Annotated in this window: 13 protein-coding genes; 10 read left to right on the top strand and 3 right to left on the bottom strand. The window is 71.5% G+C overall.

Annotation, left to right across the window (positions count from 1 at the left end; translation table 11 throughout):
* On the top strand, nucleotides 1–501 hold a 501-nt coding region (istB, locus tag ACZ38L_RS30450; RefSeq protein ID WP_465699270.1), incomplete at its 5' end, for an IS21-like element helper ATPase IstB.
* Nucleotides 502–552: 51 nt separating this feature from the next.
* Here istB and ACZ38L_RS30445 read toward each other — a convergent pair.
* The gene (locus ACZ38L_RS30445; protein WP_465699268.1) at nucleotides 553–801 is read right to left on the bottom strand and encodes a hypothetical protein; all 249 of its coding nucleotides are present in this window, start codon (nucleotides 799–801) and stop codon (nucleotides 553–555) included.
* A 262-nt stretch (nucleotides 802–1,063) separates the two neighbouring features.
* Here ACZ38L_RS30445 and ACZ38L_RS30440 point away from each other — a divergent pair, with 262 nt between their 5' ends.
* Both ACZ38L_RS30440 and ACZ38L_RS30435 read left to right on the top strand, forming a co-directional pair.
* Complete coding sequence (locus ACZ38L_RS30440; protein ID WP_465699266.1) at nucleotides 1,064–1,792, top strand: DnaJ family domain-containing protein; 729 nt, start codon at nucleotides 1,064–1,066, stop codon at nucleotides 1,790–1,792.
* A gap of 325 nt (nucleotides 1,793–2,117) precedes the next feature.
* A complete protein-coding gene (locus ACZ38L_RS30435; protein WP_465699265.1) occupies nucleotides 2,118–2,354 on the top strand; it encodes a hypothetical protein in 237 nt (78 codons plus the stop codon).
* A 534-nt stretch (nucleotides 2,355–2,888) separates the two neighbouring features.
* Here ACZ38L_RS30435 and ACZ38L_RS30430 read toward each other — a convergent pair.
* Complete coding sequence (locus ACZ38L_RS30430) at nucleotides 2,889–3,068, bottom strand: hypothetical protein (protein ID WP_465699264.1); 180 nt, start codon at nucleotides 3,066–3,068, stop codon at nucleotides 2,889–2,891.
* Between the two features lie 723 nt (nucleotides 3,069–3,791).
* Here ACZ38L_RS30430 and ACZ38L_RS30425 point away from each other — a divergent pair.
* Together ACZ38L_RS30425 and ACZ38L_RS30420 are read left to right on the top strand one after the other, a co-directional pair.
* Nucleotides 3,792–4,010: a hypothetical protein gene (locus ACZ38L_RS30425; RefSeq protein ID WP_465699263.1), complete on the top strand. Its 219-nt coding sequence runs from the start codon at nucleotides 3,792–3,794 to the stop codon at nucleotides 4,008–4,010.
* Complete coding sequence (locus tag ACZ38L_RS30420) at nucleotides 4,007–4,324, top strand: hypothetical protein (RefSeq protein ID WP_465699262.1); 318 nt, start codon at nucleotides 4,007–4,009, stop codon at nucleotides 4,322–4,324. The genes ACZ38L_RS30425 and ACZ38L_RS30420 overlap by 4 nt, the downstream gene beginning before the upstream one ends.
* A 222-nt stretch (nucleotides 4,325–4,546) precedes the next feature.
* On the opposite strand, the gene ACZ38L_RS30415 is transcribed toward ACZ38L_RS30420, so the two are convergent.
* On the bottom strand, nucleotides 4,547–5,227 hold the full coding sequence (locus ACZ38L_RS30415; protein WP_465699261.1) for a hypothetical protein: 681 nt from the start codon (nucleotides 5,225–5,227) through the stop codon (nucleotides 4,547–4,549).
* Between the two features lie 859 nt (nucleotides 5,228–6,086).
* On the opposite strand from ACZ38L_RS30415, the gene scoE reads away from it, so the two are divergent.
* The 5 genes from scoE (at nucleotide 6,087) to ACZ38L_RS30390 (ending at nucleotide 14,865) form a co-directional block, all read left to right on the top strand.
* Complete coding sequence (gene scoE, locus ACZ38L_RS30410) at nucleotides 6,087–6,980, top strand: (3R)-3-[(carboxymethyl)amino]fatty acid oxygenase/decarboxylase (RefSeq protein ID WP_465699260.1); 894 nt, start codon at nucleotides 6,087–6,089, stop codon at nucleotides 6,978–6,980.
* An 11-nt stretch (nucleotides 6,981–6,991) separates the two neighbouring features.
* Nucleotides 6,992–7,534, top strand: coding sequence for an FcoT family thioesterase (locus ACZ38L_RS30405; protein WP_465699259.1), 543 nt, complete (start codon nucleotides 6,992–6,994; stop codon nucleotides 7,532–7,534).
* A complete protein-coding gene (locus tag ACZ38L_RS30400; protein WP_465699257.1) occupies nucleotides 7,531–7,884 on the top strand; it encodes an acyl carrier protein in 354 nt (117 codons plus the stop codon). Before ACZ38L_RS30405 ends, ACZ38L_RS30400 begins: the two co-directional genes overlap by 4 nt.
* 31 nt (nucleotides 7,885–7,915) lie before the next feature.
* Nucleotides 7,916–13,168, top strand: coding sequence for a type I polyketide synthase (locus tag ACZ38L_RS30395; protein ID WP_465699255.1), 5,253 nt, complete (start codon nucleotides 7,916–7,918; stop codon nucleotides 13,166–13,168).
* Nucleotides 13,169–13,290: 122 nt separating this feature from the next.
* Nucleotides 13,291–14,865 carry a long-chain-fatty-acid--CoA ligase gene (locus ACZ38L_RS30390; RefSeq protein WP_465699251.1) on the top strand — a complete coding sequence of 525 codons (1,575 nt, stop codon included), beginning with the start codon at nucleotides 13,291–13,293 and terminating at the stop codon, nucleotides 14,863–14,865.
* Nucleotides 14,866–14,876 lie beyond the last annotated feature (11 nt).

Here is a 14,876-nt window from a genome sequence, read left to right as displayed (position 1 = left end):
CATCTGGGAACATTGGACTTCATAGCGGCCAAGGAGAACGCCGTTTTCCTGGGACCGCCGGGCACCGGCAAGACACACGTCGCGACCGGGCTCGCTGTCAGGGCCTGCCAGGCAGGCCACCGGGTCGCGTTCGCCACCGCCGCCCAGTGGGTCGACCGCCTCGCCGCTGCCCACCACAGCGGCCGGCTCCAGGACGAACTGGTCAAGCTCGGCCGCTACCCGCTGATCGTGATCGACGAAGTGGGCTACATCCCGTTCGAGGCCGAGGCCGCGAACCTGTTCTTCCAGCTCATCTCGAACAGATACGAAAGGGCCAGCGTGATCGTCACCTCGAACAAGCCCTTCGGGCGCTGGGGAGAGGTCTTCGGCGACGAGACCGTCGCCGCCGCGATGATCGACCGCCTCGTCCACCACGCCGAGGTCCACTCCCTCAAGGGCGAGTCCTACCGCATGCGGGGACGCGAACTCGGCCGCGTCCCCAACGCCACCGACAACGACTGAACAAGACCACCGACGACACAAGAGGGTCAGAACTCAACCGTCCAAAGTGGGTCACGGTTCAGCCGCCGCCGACATTCCGGCTCTGGCCAGGATGCTTCGCGCCTGGTTGTACGCGGCCGCTTTGATCGTCTTCGGGTTCCGCTTCTCCCCCAGCGCACGCGCACCGGTCGTCAAGGGGGCGTTCTCGGTGACGGCGGGGGTGACCGCCGAGGCCGAGCCTGTCACGGCAGCATGGGAGGACGTCGGCACGGCTACCGAGAGCAGGGCGGCGGCAACGAAGGCACCCAGGGTGGTGGTCATACGTCGAGCATTCATGATCTGCTCAACGGTCCGGCAGGAGGCAGGTTACGCCGCGTGGCGACCTTTACCCCGATGGCCCCGGCAGCGACCTCGCGCGCAAGTCCGCGGCGCCGATGCGGCATTCCTGCCATGCGGCAGGACCACGTTCCCGGCGGGCACCTGATCGCGCTGGTCCCAGCCCACGTGAACCACGCACGTGTACGCGGCGACCGAATCCATCGCCCCATGGTCCAACGGACGTCGAGAGTGGGAGAATTCCTGCATGACCGAGCGAAAGCCCGCAGGGCTCAGTTTCGAGTCCTGGGTCGACCGGCAGATCCGCGAGGCCGAGCAACGTGGCGAGTTCGCCCAGCTGCCCGGCTTGGGAGAGCCGCTGCCCGACCTGAACATGCCCTACGACGAGCTGTGGTGGATCAAGCAGAAGATGGCCCACGAGGGCCACACGGGGATACTCCAGCCGACTCTCGCGCTGCGCAAGGAGATCGAGGACGTCTTGGCCGAGGCTGCCGGGGCCCCGTCCGAGGGACGCGTGCGCGAACTACTGGAACCGGTCAACGAGAAGATCACCGCCAACCTGCGCATGCCACCGCCGGGCCCGCCGCTCGGCCGCTCGGTGATCGACATCGACGAGGTCGTGGCCCAGTGGCGGCAGGCCCAGGGCAAGGACGACGGCCGGTCACAGGGCGTAAGGGGTCAGGCTCTTCCGTTGGGGACCGCGAGGGACCCACCGCGTCCCTCACCGCGGAGGACCGGCGCCCGTCGGACGGCCGCGGATGGCGGCTCCGCCTCCCCCGCCTGCGGCGCCACGGCTGACGGTGACGGTCGGGTCGCCCGGGGAGGTGCACCCGGCTCCCCAGAACGGAGCGTGATGGTCTCCGGTCACTCCGCTCCTGTCATCCCGATCACCGGAACCCCGGCGTCCACGCCCGTCGGGCGAGGAGCCGCGGCTACCGGCGCGTGGCGTGTTTCCAGCACGCGTTGGCCTTCTTGAACGTCCGAAGCCGCCTTCACCGCTTGCGGATCCAGCGCGTCGGGTGGGCGTTGACGCGTTGGAGGAGTTGATGCGCTGGAGGAGGGGAAGCAAGGCAACCCGGTGAGGCACTCCGCAGTACCGCATCCAGCCCCGCACCGTCGGGTGGGTGCCACGTGCGAGGTCGGAGAAGGTGAGGTGGGGCTGCCGGTCGTCGACCTGTGTCGAGGACGGGTGGCCGTCTTCAGGAGCGTCGTTCCGCAGGAGCGTCGTCATCGTCACCTGTCACAGCCCTCTGGGCTAACCCGAGTGGCCCCTCCTCCGCGTCTCCCGGAGCATCACTCTCATGGACGTGTACGAAATGCGCGCCGAACACGAAGCCGGAGACCCACACGGCAGAATCCTGCACTGGCACATGGTCAGGGACCACAGCAGTCGGGCCATGTGCGGCTACGAGATCACCCCTGATGTCGCATCGCAGTCCCCGGACACCTGGGGAACCCCGGCCGCGCAGCCCTTCTGCCACTCCTGCGGGGCCGCCTATCTCCGGCAGGTACCGCAGACCACCGGCAGACCACCGTGACGGGCCTCAAGGCGGCGTCCCGCGCCCACTGATACGAGCGGCCACACCTCGCCGACCTGCCCGAAGTCACCGGCGGTCGGCGAGGACCGCGTCACGGTGCCGCCCGGACCGTCGGCGCGGACTGTGACCGCCCACCACCCGCACCAAGGTCCACCGCGGACCTGGAGAGCGCGGAAGCGGGCGTGTCGGGCACGGGCGAGGGCTTCGGCGTGGCCACTTGCCCGGCACGGAGGGCGGCCCGGCCTGCCGCCACGGGTTCGGCTCCGGTGGGGCGGGGAGGCGCGGTCACCACCTGCCGGTGCGCCGGGCCACCCTGAGGCCGCGGAGCACGGGGGCGGCACAGGTCGCGGGCGGCGGCGCTGGCCGTAACCGCCACGGGATCCGCTCAAGGGGAGGGCGACCTCATCCGGCGGACCGTCAAGTGAGGCCAGGGCCAGCTTCTCGACCATGCGAGGCCCGCCTAATCCGACACCAGCGCGGACCGGCGGGGCCGCCCCAGCGGCCGCGTGCCGATCCGCGCCAGGTGGAACCGACTCAGTGCTCGACGAACATCTCGAAGTCGTTGCGCCCGTCGGCGAACGTGAACTCGTACTGCTGCTTGAACAGCCCGTGCCAGTTGTTGTTGGTGTCCCGCGCCCAGACGCCTTCCTTGACGATCTTCACGTTCTTCTGGCGCCCCGGCGGAGTGTTCGGCGCGGTCACCGTCAGCGTCAAGCTCGTGAGGTCTTTCCAGCGCAGGTGCTGTGCCGGCTTCGGGCCGGCCAGCAGATTGACCTTGCCGTTGGGTTCTGGACGTCACCGAACTTCCGCAGGTGCTCCTGGTCGGTGTCGCAGCCGTTGTTGGTCGTCCGGACGGGCCTGGTCCAGGTGTCGCTGCCGGAGGCGTCCCGGTGGCGGGCCGTCACCCAGGGGACGCACTTGTTGGTGTTGGAGGTCTCCCACGTCGAACCACATGTCGAAGGCCTGGCTCGTCGCCGGCAGCCGACGCGGGTGTCCGGCTCATCGGGATGGCGATCAGCGCCACCCCGAACAGCACCGTGACGGCCTTGCGAAATCCTCGAACAGTGCCCACGCCCATGGTGACCGTCATTCCCCTGTCGATGCTGGTTGGCGGTGCAGTACGCCTGCGAAGCGACGCTGTCCAACGCTTTGCACATGTTCAATCACTCACGGGAGTGAGTGCGGAGGGTGCGCCGCGCGATGAGGACCGTCCGGCCCGCGGTGCGGCGACGCGGTGCCAGCCCTGCCTCTGGGCCCGAGCCGCACGAGCAATCGTGGGTCGACGTCCGATCGCCGAAATATCGCCAATGATTCCGACGGTGCCGTTGTGTTCGAGCCGACGTCGGCGGACCGGCCGCCCGGCCGACCGGGCCGCCCGCAGGCTGGCGCCGTCGGCCATCCGGTCGATCCGCCCGGCAACGAGGAGGACCCGTGCCCGTGTCCCGCCCGACAGCCCGCACGTTGACGTCCCTGGCGGCCACCGCCGCGCTCGGCCTTGGCGGGGTGGTCGCGACGACCTGCACCGCCACCGCGGCGACCACCGGGACCACCGGGACCACCACGACGATCACCCTGGCCGCCGGGGTCACCACGGCCCAGGTGTCGTCCGGCACGGCACGAGTCACCGTCACCAGGACCCCCAGGCCGCTCAGGTGAACCTGAGCTGCACGCTGACCTCCAACACCCCCATCCACACCAACAACATCGTCTACGCCTCGGCGAGCATCTCCTGCACCGCGCCGGTGGCCCGGTTGACCATGACCGCCGACCTCTACCGGAACGGCGTGCTGTTCGTCGCCGGCGACCTGCTGGAGACCTGGTCCGCCACGGGCCTCTCGGCGAACGCCTACACCCCCTACACGCCGGGGAGCCACCAGACGGCCGCCCAGGGAACCGTCTCCTACCCGGCCGGCTACAACCCGCCCACCGGGACCCTGAACACCACCTACAGCCCCACGGCGAACCTCTGATCCGACCGGCCAGCGCGGCCCGGTGGACCGGTGCCGTGACAGCACGGGTTCGCCGGGTCGCCGGGTCGCGCGGCGAGGAAGCCGAAGCACCACACGGAACGCCGACGTCGGGTGGGGGTGGTGGCCTGGGCTGCCACCCCCACCCGATCCGCAGCTGAGCGCGGTCACTTCAGGCGGCTACCCGGGCTCGGAACGAGGCCCTGCCGCCCACTCCCCCAGTGCCTACCCGGCCACCTGGTACAGGCCGCGGCCGACACGCTGGACGCGGGAGGACTTCACGAGGCGCTCCAGCGAGGTCCGCACGGTGTTCATGCCGGCGGTGGTGTCGGCCCGGCCCAGCGCACCGGCGACCTCACGGACCTTCACCGGACCGGCGACCGCTGCCAGGTGCGCCACGATCGCCTCCGACACACCGGACGCACGCTGCGCCGGAACCGACACCACGGCCTTGGCCTCGACCGCGGCGGTCTTGCGAGGCGCGCGAGTGGCCGCCTTGGCCTTCACCGGTGCGGGCCTGTGCGCACGGGTCTTCTTCACCGCCTTCTCCGCCGCCCGGACAGCCTTGACGCCCCCGGTCTTCGGTGCGGCGGCCGGCTTCGCCGCGGCGGCCGGCTTCGACGCCCGGGCCGTGCGGGTGCGGCCGCGCACGGCCTTCGGCGCCGGCTGCTTCTCGACCTCCGCGGCCACGGCGCCACTCTTGGCGGCGGTTGCCTGCTGGAGGAAGGCGGCGTCCGCGAGCGATCGCAGACTCGTCAGAGCGGCGCGCGCCGCTTCCAACCGCTCGGAGGCCGCGTTCAACTCCGCCTCCAACCGGCGCTGGTCCTTCTCGAGCAGCGGCAGCTCGCTGTTGAGCAGGGCGATGGTCGTCTCGACACCATCGTGGATCCGGGGCTTGGTTGCCATGTGGCCTCACTTCGTCGTGCCGTCACCGCCGGCACGGGCGGACGGCGACGGATCTACGGGGCAAATACCGCGCAAGTGTATAGACCGCCATTGATCCCCCGCTCCACCCGGGCGAGGCGATCGGCGGCCCGCGAAACGCGGTGGGTCGCCGATGCGGACCGCGCGGAAGGACCTGGGCCCGGAGCTGCCCGATCGGGCAGCCGGCGACGCGGTGCGCTGCCGAAAACAGCAACGGTCCATTGATTCGGATATTCCAGCCGTTCAATGACCCTCCACCGGCGAAGAAATCCCCCATCCGCTTCCAGGTCATCCGGTGGTCACCGCCAGGGCACCCTTGGTTCATTCTGACCGCCTTCGGAAGGTTGACGATCACCTGGCGCCTCTGGCAGGGTCTCACCCGTGCTGAAAGGAACCGATTCCGCCGAGAATTATCAATTAGTTTCCTTTCTCGGTACCGAGTCACGAATGACGACCTTCCCGTTCGTCATCACTCACCCGGAGCGGACCCAGCCACTTCCGTTACACCCGAGCACCGCCGGTCCAACGGTGACGCGCTTTCACTGAGCTTCGCCCTCCCGCCGGTATCACGCGTCATCAGATCGCCGTCACGAAAAGGGACTTCGCTGCCCGGGGCCCGATCTGTCAGGCGGCCCGTCCTTGACGCCCCCGCGAGTCCGGTGATGCGGCGACCAGGATGTCGAGTGATCCGGCCACCGGTCGGGCGCAGCCGTGCCGCTCGATCCGACCGCGACGGCGTCAGCCTCCGGTCGATCTGTGACGGACCCGTTCCACGGGCCCGCCCGTCGGCGGTGGAACCGCCATCTGCTTTCTTCTTTCGCCACCGTGAAGGGATAGTGACGTGATCTTTACGCGCCAGCCGGGAAATTCCATGGGCGTGACCGTGGAGCAGTTCGACGCCGCCAGGGCCACCGCCGAGGACATCGCGTCGCTCAAGGAGCTCGTGTACCGCGAGCGGATCGTCGTCCTGAAGGGTCAGGACGTCTCGGCCGCGGAGTTCGTCGAACTCGGCAGGAGGTTCGGGAAGCCCGAGGTCTACTACGAGCCGATGTACCGCCACCCCGAGCACGAGGAGATCTTCGTCTCCTCGAACGTCGCCACCGCCGACGGCCGGGTCGGGGTCCCCAGGACCGGCGAGTTCTGGCACGCCGACTACCAGTTCATGCCGCGCCCGTTCGGCCTGACCATGGTCTACCCCCAGGTGGTCCCCGCCCAGGAGCGCGGGACGTACTACATCGACATGGCCAAGGCCTACCAGCGGCTCTCACCCGAACTGCGGGAGAAGGTGGACGGCACCGTCGCCCGGCACAGCGCCCGACGGTACTTCAAGATCCGTCCCAGCGACGTCTACCGGCCGATCCAGGACGTGCTGGAGGACATCGAGCGCAAGACGCCGCCGGTGAGTCACCCGACGGTCTTCGAGCACCCGGTCACCGGTGAGCCCATCCTGTACATCAGCGCCGCGTTCACCTACGCCATCGAAGGGCGCGAGGACGACCTGGTGACGGAGCTGCTGACCGAGAGCGGCCAGCTCGACGCGAGCTTCGAGCGCGAGGACATCCACCTCCAGTTCCTGCACAGGGGCGACCTGTTGATCTGGGACAATCGCGCCCTCGTCCACCGGGCCCGCCACGCGGACACTTCGGAGCCCGCCGCCTCGTACCGGATCACCGTGCACGACGACCACCCCTTCCACCCCGCTCTCGCCGAGCGCCCGGCCACCGTGGCGCCGTGAGGGGGGCGGAGATGACGAACAGCGTCGAGGCGCCGCCCCTGCTCGAGCGGGTGCTCCGGCCCTACAAGCCCGACTGCCGGTACCTGCGGACGGCCGAGGTGGTGAGTCCGGGAGACCTCTTCCAACAGGAACCCTTCGTCCAGCGCTACGAGTTCGGGATCGACGAGTCCTGCTACATCGACGACACCGGGCACTTCAACGCGGTGGAGTTCAACATCTGCTTCAACCAGATGTTCTACCTCGCGGCGGCGACGCTGGTGGCCGACAGCACCCCGGGGCCGTTCGCGCACTGGACCCTGGAGCACTTCTGGGAGCGCCAGTTGCCGAAGATCCTCATCACGGACTTCAGCAGCCGATTCCGCCGGCCGATCGGCGCACGGAGCTTCTCGGGTGAGCTCCAGCTGACCAAGGCGGTCCAGCGCGGTGCCCGTGACGCCAAGCCGGGGATGCTGATCCTCTCCACCGAGTGCCGCTTCTGGGACCTGGGCGGAGGGGCCGCCGAGGGGAAGGTCGGGATCGTCGTACTCGATCCACCGGCCCTGGAGCAGCGGTGAGCGGCGTCGTCCGCGGCGCGACCGAGGAAACGGCCGCCGACGCCACCGACGACCGCAGGCGCTTGCGGTCGTTGCCGAGGCCGGACCGCCCGACGGCACTCCTGGAGATCGTCTGCGCGGAGATCCGGACCGCCCTGCTGATGGACGAGGACGAGGACCTCGCCACGGACCAGAGCATGTTCGAGCTCGGGCTGAGCTCGTTGCTCGCCGTCGAGGTGCTGGAACGGCTGGCGGAGCGGCTCGGGTGCACGGTCAGCAGCACCGCGCTGTTCAGCTACCCGACCGTCGCCGGGTTCTCGGACTTCCTGGGCAGCACGGTCATGCCCGACCTCTTCGGGGCTCGGCCCTGACAACACGCTTCACGGAAAGGATGTGATCTCGGTGTCGAACACTCTTCCGGACTGGTCCGAGCCGATCGCGATCGTAGGGGTGGGCCTGCGGTTCCCCGGCGACAACGACACCCTGGAGGGGTTCGGGGAGTTCCTGGCCGCCGGGCGATCCGGCACCGGGCCGATTCCGGAGGACCGCTGGGACGTCGCCGCGCTCTTCTCCGCGGACCCCGCCGATCGCGGCAGCGTCCGGACGGCGGGCGGCGGCTTCCTCAGGGACCTGGCCCGGTTCGACGCGAGGTTCTTCAACATCTCGCCGAAGGAGGCCCAGTTCGTCGACCCGCAGCAGCGTCTCGTGCTGGAGTGCGCCTGGTCCGCGCTGGAGCACGCGAACATCGACCCGGCCGCACTGCGGAACGGGGACGGCGGCGTGTACGTCGGCGTCAGCTGTCTGGACTACGTGCTGGAGCTCGGCGGCCTCGCCCTGGACGAACTGGACGCGGCGATCGGCACGGGCACGGCACACAGCGCGGTGTCTGGTCGGCTCTCCTACTTCCTCGGTCTGACCGGCCCGTCGATCAGCGTGGACACGGCCTGCTCCTCGTCACTGGTCGCCCTGCACATGGCCGCCGAGGGCCTGCGGCGCGGGGAGTGCTCGATCGCGCTGTGCGGCGGGGTGAGCGCGATCCACCAGCCGTTCAGCCACATCGTCCTGTCGAACGCGAACATGCTGGCACCGGACGGCCGGTGCAAGACCTTCGACGAGGCGGCGGACGGCTACGCCCGCAGCGAGGGCTGCGGGATGATGGTGCTCAAGCGCCTGTCCGACGCGCGGCGTGACGGCGACCGGATCCTCGCCGTGGTGCGCGGCAGCGCCATCCGCCAGGACGGCGCGAGCGGCGGACTGGCCGTTCCGAGCGGTACCTCCCAGGCCACGGTGATGACCGCCGCGCTGGAGCGCGCCGGTCTCGAACCGTCCGAGGTCCGGTACGTCGAGGCACACGGCACCGGCACCGCCCTGGGCGACCCGATCGAGATGGGCGCGATCAACGCGGTCTTCGGCGCGGCCCGCAGTCACCACGATCCGCTCAGGGTGGCCTCGGTGAAGACCAACATCGGGCACATGGAAGCGGCCGCCGGTATGGGCGGCATCATGAAGACCCTGCTCCAACTGCGCGAGGGTGCCTTCTACCCCCACCTCAACCTCGACACGCCCTCACCGCACATCCCCTGGCACGCCTACCCGGTGACGGTGCCGCGGACCGCCGCCCCGTGGCCGGACGAGATCCGGCGCGCGGTGGTCAACTCGTTCGGGTTCGCCGGCACGGTGGCCTCGGTGGTGCTGGAGCAGGCACCCGAGCCCCAACGGGCAGCGCCGGAGGACGCCGCGCCCGACGGTGCCCACGTGCTGACCGTCTCGGCGAAGACCGACGGCGCGCTGCGTGCCCTGCTGCACGACTACCGCAGGCACGTCGAGGCGCACCCGGAGCTGTCGGTGCGCGACCTCTGCTACACCGCCAACGTCGGCCGGACCGCCCACGACCTGCGGACGGCCGCGGCGGTCCGCTCGCGCGAGGAGTTGCTCCAGGTCCTGGCGCGGGAGGCCGACGCGCAGCCCACCACCGGAACCAGGCCGGGCCGGATCGGCCGGACCGCCTTCGTCTTCGCCGGCCAGGGAGTGCCGTACGCGGGTGCCGGCGCCGCGCTCCACGAGGCGTTCCCGGTGTTCCGCCGGCACCTGGACGAGTGCGACCGGCTCTTCTCCCAGGAACTCGGGTTCTCGGTCCGGGAGCTGCTGCTGACGCCGGACCAGGACGGGGCGGCGGACCGGCGGACGCTGCGCGCCCAGCCGGCGCTCTTCTCCTACGAGTACGCGCTGGCCCGGCTCTGGCTGGGCCTGGGGGTCCGGCCCTCGGTGATGATCGGGCACAGCCTCGGCGAGCTGTCCGCCGCCGCGGTCGCCGAGGTGCTCCCGCTGCCGGACGCGGTACGGCTGGTGGCGACCCGGGCACGGATCATGCAGAGCGTCGACGCGGCCGGCGGGATGACCGCGGTGATGGCACCGGCCGAGAAGGTGGCCGAGTTCCTGACGGGTGCCCCGCGGGTGGCGATCGCGGCCGTCAACTCCCCGCACCAGTGCGTCGTCTCCGGTGCCGCCGACGAGCTCGCCGGCGTGGTCGACGCACTGCGCGCCGACGGGGTGGTGACCCGCGACCTGGGAGTCTCGCACGCCTTCCACTCGCCGCTGATGGCCGCGGCGGCCGAGGAGTTCCGGGCCGCGATCGCCGGCTTCACCTTCCGGGAGCCGGTCTTCACGCTGGTCTCGACGGTGACCGCGGAGGTGGCGGACCCGGCCGAGCTGGCCTCGCCCGACTACTGGGCCCGGCAGCTGTGTGCTCCGGTCGACTTCGCCGGTGGCCTGCGCACGATCGACCGGCGGGGCGCACACGCCTTCCTGGAGATCGGGCCGGGGGAGACCATGACCGCGCTGGCCAAGCGGTGCGTCCCGCGCGAACGGCACCGCTGGCTGGGCGGTCCCCGGGCCGCGGACCCGGCCGGTGAGGTGCTGCGGGTGCCCGCGGCCCGTGCCTTCGCGGCGGGCCTGACCGTCGACTGGCAGCGCTTCCACGCCGGTCGGCCGGGTCGGCTGGTGGAGCTGCCGGGCTACGCGTTCGAGCGGCGGCACTACTGGGTGCCGACCTCGAAGACCGCGTTCGGCGGTGGCGGCGGGACCCGGATCGGTCACCCGCTGCTGGGACACGAGGTCACCCCGACGGCGGCGGACCCGGCCGGTGTGCGGGAGTTCGCCGCGGCACTCGGCAGTTCCCGGCCGGAGTACCTGCGTGACCACGTGGTCCTGGGACAGGCCGTCTTCCCCGCGGCCGGGTTCGTCGAGCAGTTCCTCGCCGTGCAGCACGCGGTCTTCGGCGCGACGGACCGTCAGCTCGCCGACCTGGTCATCCATGAGCCGCTCTTCCTGGGCTCCGACGCGGTGACCGACGTGCGGACGCGGCTGCGGACGCGCCCGGACGGTCGGGTGTCCGTCGAGGTCGTCAGCCGGGTCGGGGACGACTTCGAACGGCGCCACGTTTCGGCCGAGCTCCGCGTGCCCGACCAGCACCAGGACCCGCTGCGCTCGCTCGCCCGGGAACTGGAGGAACAGGCGGCGGCGCTCGACCCGGCCGACTGCACCGAAGCCGGGACGGACCAGGTGTACGCGGTCTTCGCCGAGCTCGGCCTGGAGTACGGCCCGGAGTTCCGGCGGCTGACCCGGGTGCGCCGGGCGGGCCGGACCGCGGTGGCCGAGCTGCGCGGCGACCCCCGGCCGGGGCCGGGCCACCTCCCGCCGGGGATCCTGGACAGCGCGCTCCAGGCGACCAACGACGGCCACACCTACCTCCCGCTGAGCATCGGGGAGTTGCGGCTGCTGCGCGAACCGCGCGGCGAGGCGCTGCGGACCGTCAGCCGGATCACCGCGATGGGCGCGGGGCACAGCACGGTCACCGCCGACCTCGTGCTCGCCGACGCGCACGGGCCGGTACTCCTGGTCCACGGCCTGACGGCCAAGCGGGTCGAGCACGATCGCTCGGGCGGGCCGGGGCTGTTCCACGAGGCGCGCTGGGTCGAGCGGGAACCGGCGGCCGGCCCCACGGACGGCGGACGGGAGGTGGTCGTGGTCGGCACGGCGCCGGGCGTGTGGGACGAGCTGGTGGCCAGCGCGGCCGGCAGGGGCGTCACGCTGACCCGGGCGAACGGGCCCGAGCACGCGGCGCGGCTGCTGCGCGAGCGGCCGGCGGACCTCTGCTGGTTCTGGCAGGGCACGGACCGGCCCCGGGACGCCAGGCCCGACGTGGCGACGCTTCGGGCGGAGTGCGAGCGCAACTACCGTGAGCTGCTGGCCCTCGTCCAGCTGCTCGCGGCCGACGGGACGGCCCCGGCCGAGCGGTTCTGGCTGGTGACCAGCGGTGCCCGGGCGGGGACGCCGGGCACCCCGGTGCCCGCCGCGGCGACGCTGTGGGGCTTCGGTACCACCCTGCGGACCGAGTATCCGGCGTACGGCGTCACCCTGCTGGATCTCGACCCCGCCGCCGACCCCCACCAGGTACTGGCCGACGAGTGGTCGGCGCCGGAGGCGGACGAGTCGCAGATCGCCTACCGGTCCGGCCGGCGCCGGGTGCGGCGGATCCTGCCGCTGCTGGATCCCGAACACCTCTACCTGATCACCGGAGGCCTGGGCGAGCTGGGTCTGGCGACGGCCGGGAAGCTGGCCGCGGTCGGGGCGCGTCACCTGGTGCTGGCCGGTCGCCGGGAGGTCCCGGCCGAGGTCCGGGCGGCGCTGCGCGGACTGCTGGGCGAGGGCGTCACCGCCACGCTGGTGCGGGCGGACGTCGGCACCGCCGCGGGCGTCGAGCGGATCATGGCGACGCTGCGCGAGACCGGCCGGCCGCTCGGCGGTGTCATCCACGCGGCCGGGGCGCTCGCCGACGTGCCGATCGTGGGGATGTCCTGGGAGCAGTTGGACACGGTGTTCGAGTCCAAGGTCTACGGCAGCCACCTGCTGCACCACGCCCTGGAAGGCGCCACCGACCTGCGCTTCTTCGTGGGCTTCTCGTCGCTCTCGGCGGTGATCGGGCCGGTGGGACAGGCCAACTACGCGGCGGGCAACGCGTTCCTGGACGAGCTCATGGTCCGGCGTGTCGAGGAAGGCCGGCCCGGCCTGAGCATCAACTGGGGCCCCTGGGCCGAGATCGGCATGGCGGCCGCGCTCAGTGCCGACCGGCTGGTGGCCCTGGAACGCGGCGGGGTGACTCCGCTCGCTCCCGACGAGGGGACCGAGGCCCTGGTGGCGCTGCTCGACCGGGCCCGCCCGACCGCCATCGTCGGACGGTGTGACTGGGACCTGCTGGCCGCCGGCCGGGCCCCGGTCCGGCGGACCGACCTGACCGCACTGAAGGCCCTGCCGCCGGCCGAACGGCTCGTCTCGATCACCGAGTTGGTGCGTGCCGAGGTGGCCAGGCTGCTGCACTTCGAGCGGGTGGAGGAGGTGGGGACGGAGAGCGGCTTCATCGAGCTCGGCCTGGACTCGCTGGTGGCGATGGAACTCAAGAACGTGCTGGAGTCGGTCCTCCAGCGTCCGATGCCGGCGGCGGTGCTCTTCGAATCGCCCTCGGTGCGCGGAGTCACCGAGTACCTCGCCGCCCGCTGGGACGAGGACGGCACGGACGATCCGGCGGCCGCCGCCGGCCCGCCGCCGCGGCGGGAACCCGCCACCGGGCCGGCCGGGTCGAGCGCCTCCGCCGGCTGAGCCCGGTCCGGACCGCGACGGCCCGCCGGTTCCCCGTGGACCGGTGGGCCGTCGCGGTGGCACGCCGGAGGCGTCGTGACAGCGGACGGACGACGTCCAGAGCATCGAGAGAAAGGCCTGTTGTGCGCTACTTTCCGGAACTCCGGACGCTGGCGGCGATCCCCTCCTTCCACGCCCGACACCGGCCGGACGCCCGCGCGTTGGTCGTCCAGGACCGCACGGTCAGCTACGCGGAGCTGCACCGTGCGAGCAACCGGACCGCGCGGGCGCTGCGCACGGCCGGCGTGCCGCCCGGCGGCCGGGTGGCGTACCTGGGACGGGAGTCGGAGCACTACTACGACCTGCTGTTCGCCTGCGCGAAGAGCGGCGCGGTCCTGGTCCCCGTCAACTGGCGGCTGACGGCGGCCGAGGTCGGACACATCCTCCGGGACTCCACGGCGGTCCTGCTGTTCGTCGAGGACGACTTCCGGCACGTCGCGGCGCAGGCTGCCGAGGGGCTGGCGCGGCCGCCGGAGGTGGTCGCGCTGGACGGCGTGGACGGGCCGGGCGCCGGGTTCCTGGCCTGGTGCGGCGCCGAGTCGGACGCCGACCTGGACGCGCGCGGCGGCCCGGACGACGAGGTGGTGCAGATCTACACCAGCGGGACCACCGGGCTGCCCAAGGGCGTGGTGCTGGCGAACCGCAGCTTCTTCGCCGTCCGGGACGCCCTGGCGGGAGCGGGGCTGGACTGGATCGACTGGCAGGACGGCGACGTGAGCCTGATCGCGGTGCCCGGGTTCCACATCGGCGGTCTGTGGTGGGCGGTCCAGGGGTTCGGCGCGGGCATCACCAACGTCGCGCTGCGGGTGTTCGTGGCCGGCGACGCCCTGAACGCCGTGCGGTCCCACCGGGTCAGCACCACCTGCATGGTGCCGTCGATGATCCGGATGCTGCTCGCCGAGCCAGGCGCGTCGAGCGCCGACTTCGCCGGCCTACGCAAGATCGTCTACGGTGGCTCACCCATCGCGACCGATCTGTTGGAGCTGTGTCTGAGCACGATCGGTTGCGAGCTCACCCAGATCTACGGGCTGACCGAGACCGGCAACACCGCCGTCTGCCTACCGCCGCGGGAACACGTGTCGGGCAGTCCGCGACTGCTGGCCGCCGGACGGCCGTACCCGGGATTCGCGGTCAAGGTGGTCGACCGCCGGGGCCGGGAGCTCCCGCCCGGAGCGAGCGGCGAGATCTGCGTCCGCACCCCCGGCCACGTGATCGGGTACTGGCGGCTGCCCGAGGCCACCGCCGAGGCCCTGGAGGCCGGTTGGGTGCGAACCGGCGACGCCGGGTACCTCGACGCCGACGGCTTCCTCTACCTGCGGGATCGGATCAAGGATGTCGTGATCGTCGCCGGCGAGAACGTCTACCCGGCCGAGATCGAGAACGCCCTCGCCGCGCATCCGGCCGTGCTCGACGCGGCGGTGATCGGCAAGCCGCACGAGCGGTGGGGCGAGGCCCTGCACGCCTTCGTCGTCGTCGAGGACCGGACCGCGGTGCGGCCCCGCGAGCTGATGACGTTTCTGCGGCAGCGGCTGGCCGACTTCAAGATCCCGGCGATCTACGAGTTCATCGACCAGGTGCCGCGCAATCCCAGCGGAAAGGTGCTCAGGCGTGAACTGCGCGAGCGCTTCTGGAGTTCGGCGGCCCGCCAGGTCAACTGAACGCGGACCGG

Source organism: Kitasatospora sp. NPDC024654 (assembly GCF_055559155.1).
The sequence above is the reverse complement of the archived record's forward strand: the minus strand, read 5'-3'. Positions and strand labels throughout refer to the sequence as shown.

Excerpts from the sequence above, each read along its gene's own strand:
- ACZ38L_RS30445 (WP_465699268.1), bottom strand. The coding sequence starts at position 801 with ATGACCACCACCCTGGGTGCCTTCGTTGCCGCCGCCCTGCTCTCGGTA.
- ACZ38L_RS30440 (WP_465699266.1), top strand. The coding sequence starts at position 1,064 with ATGACCGAGCGAAAGCCCGCAGGGCTCAGTTTCGAGTCCTGGGTCGAC.
- ACZ38L_RS30435 (WP_465699265.1), top strand. The coding sequence starts at position 2,118 with ATGGACGTGTACGAAATGCGCGCCGAACACGAAGCCGGAGACCCACAC.
- ACZ38L_RS30415 (WP_465699261.1), bottom strand. The coding sequence starts at position 5,227 with ATGGCAACCAAGCCCCGGATCCACGATGGTGTCGAGACGACCATCGCC.
- ACZ38L_RS30405 (WP_465699259.1), top strand. The coding sequence starts at position 6,992 with ATGACGAACAGCGTCGAGGCGCCGCCCCTGCTCGAGCGGGTGCTCCGG.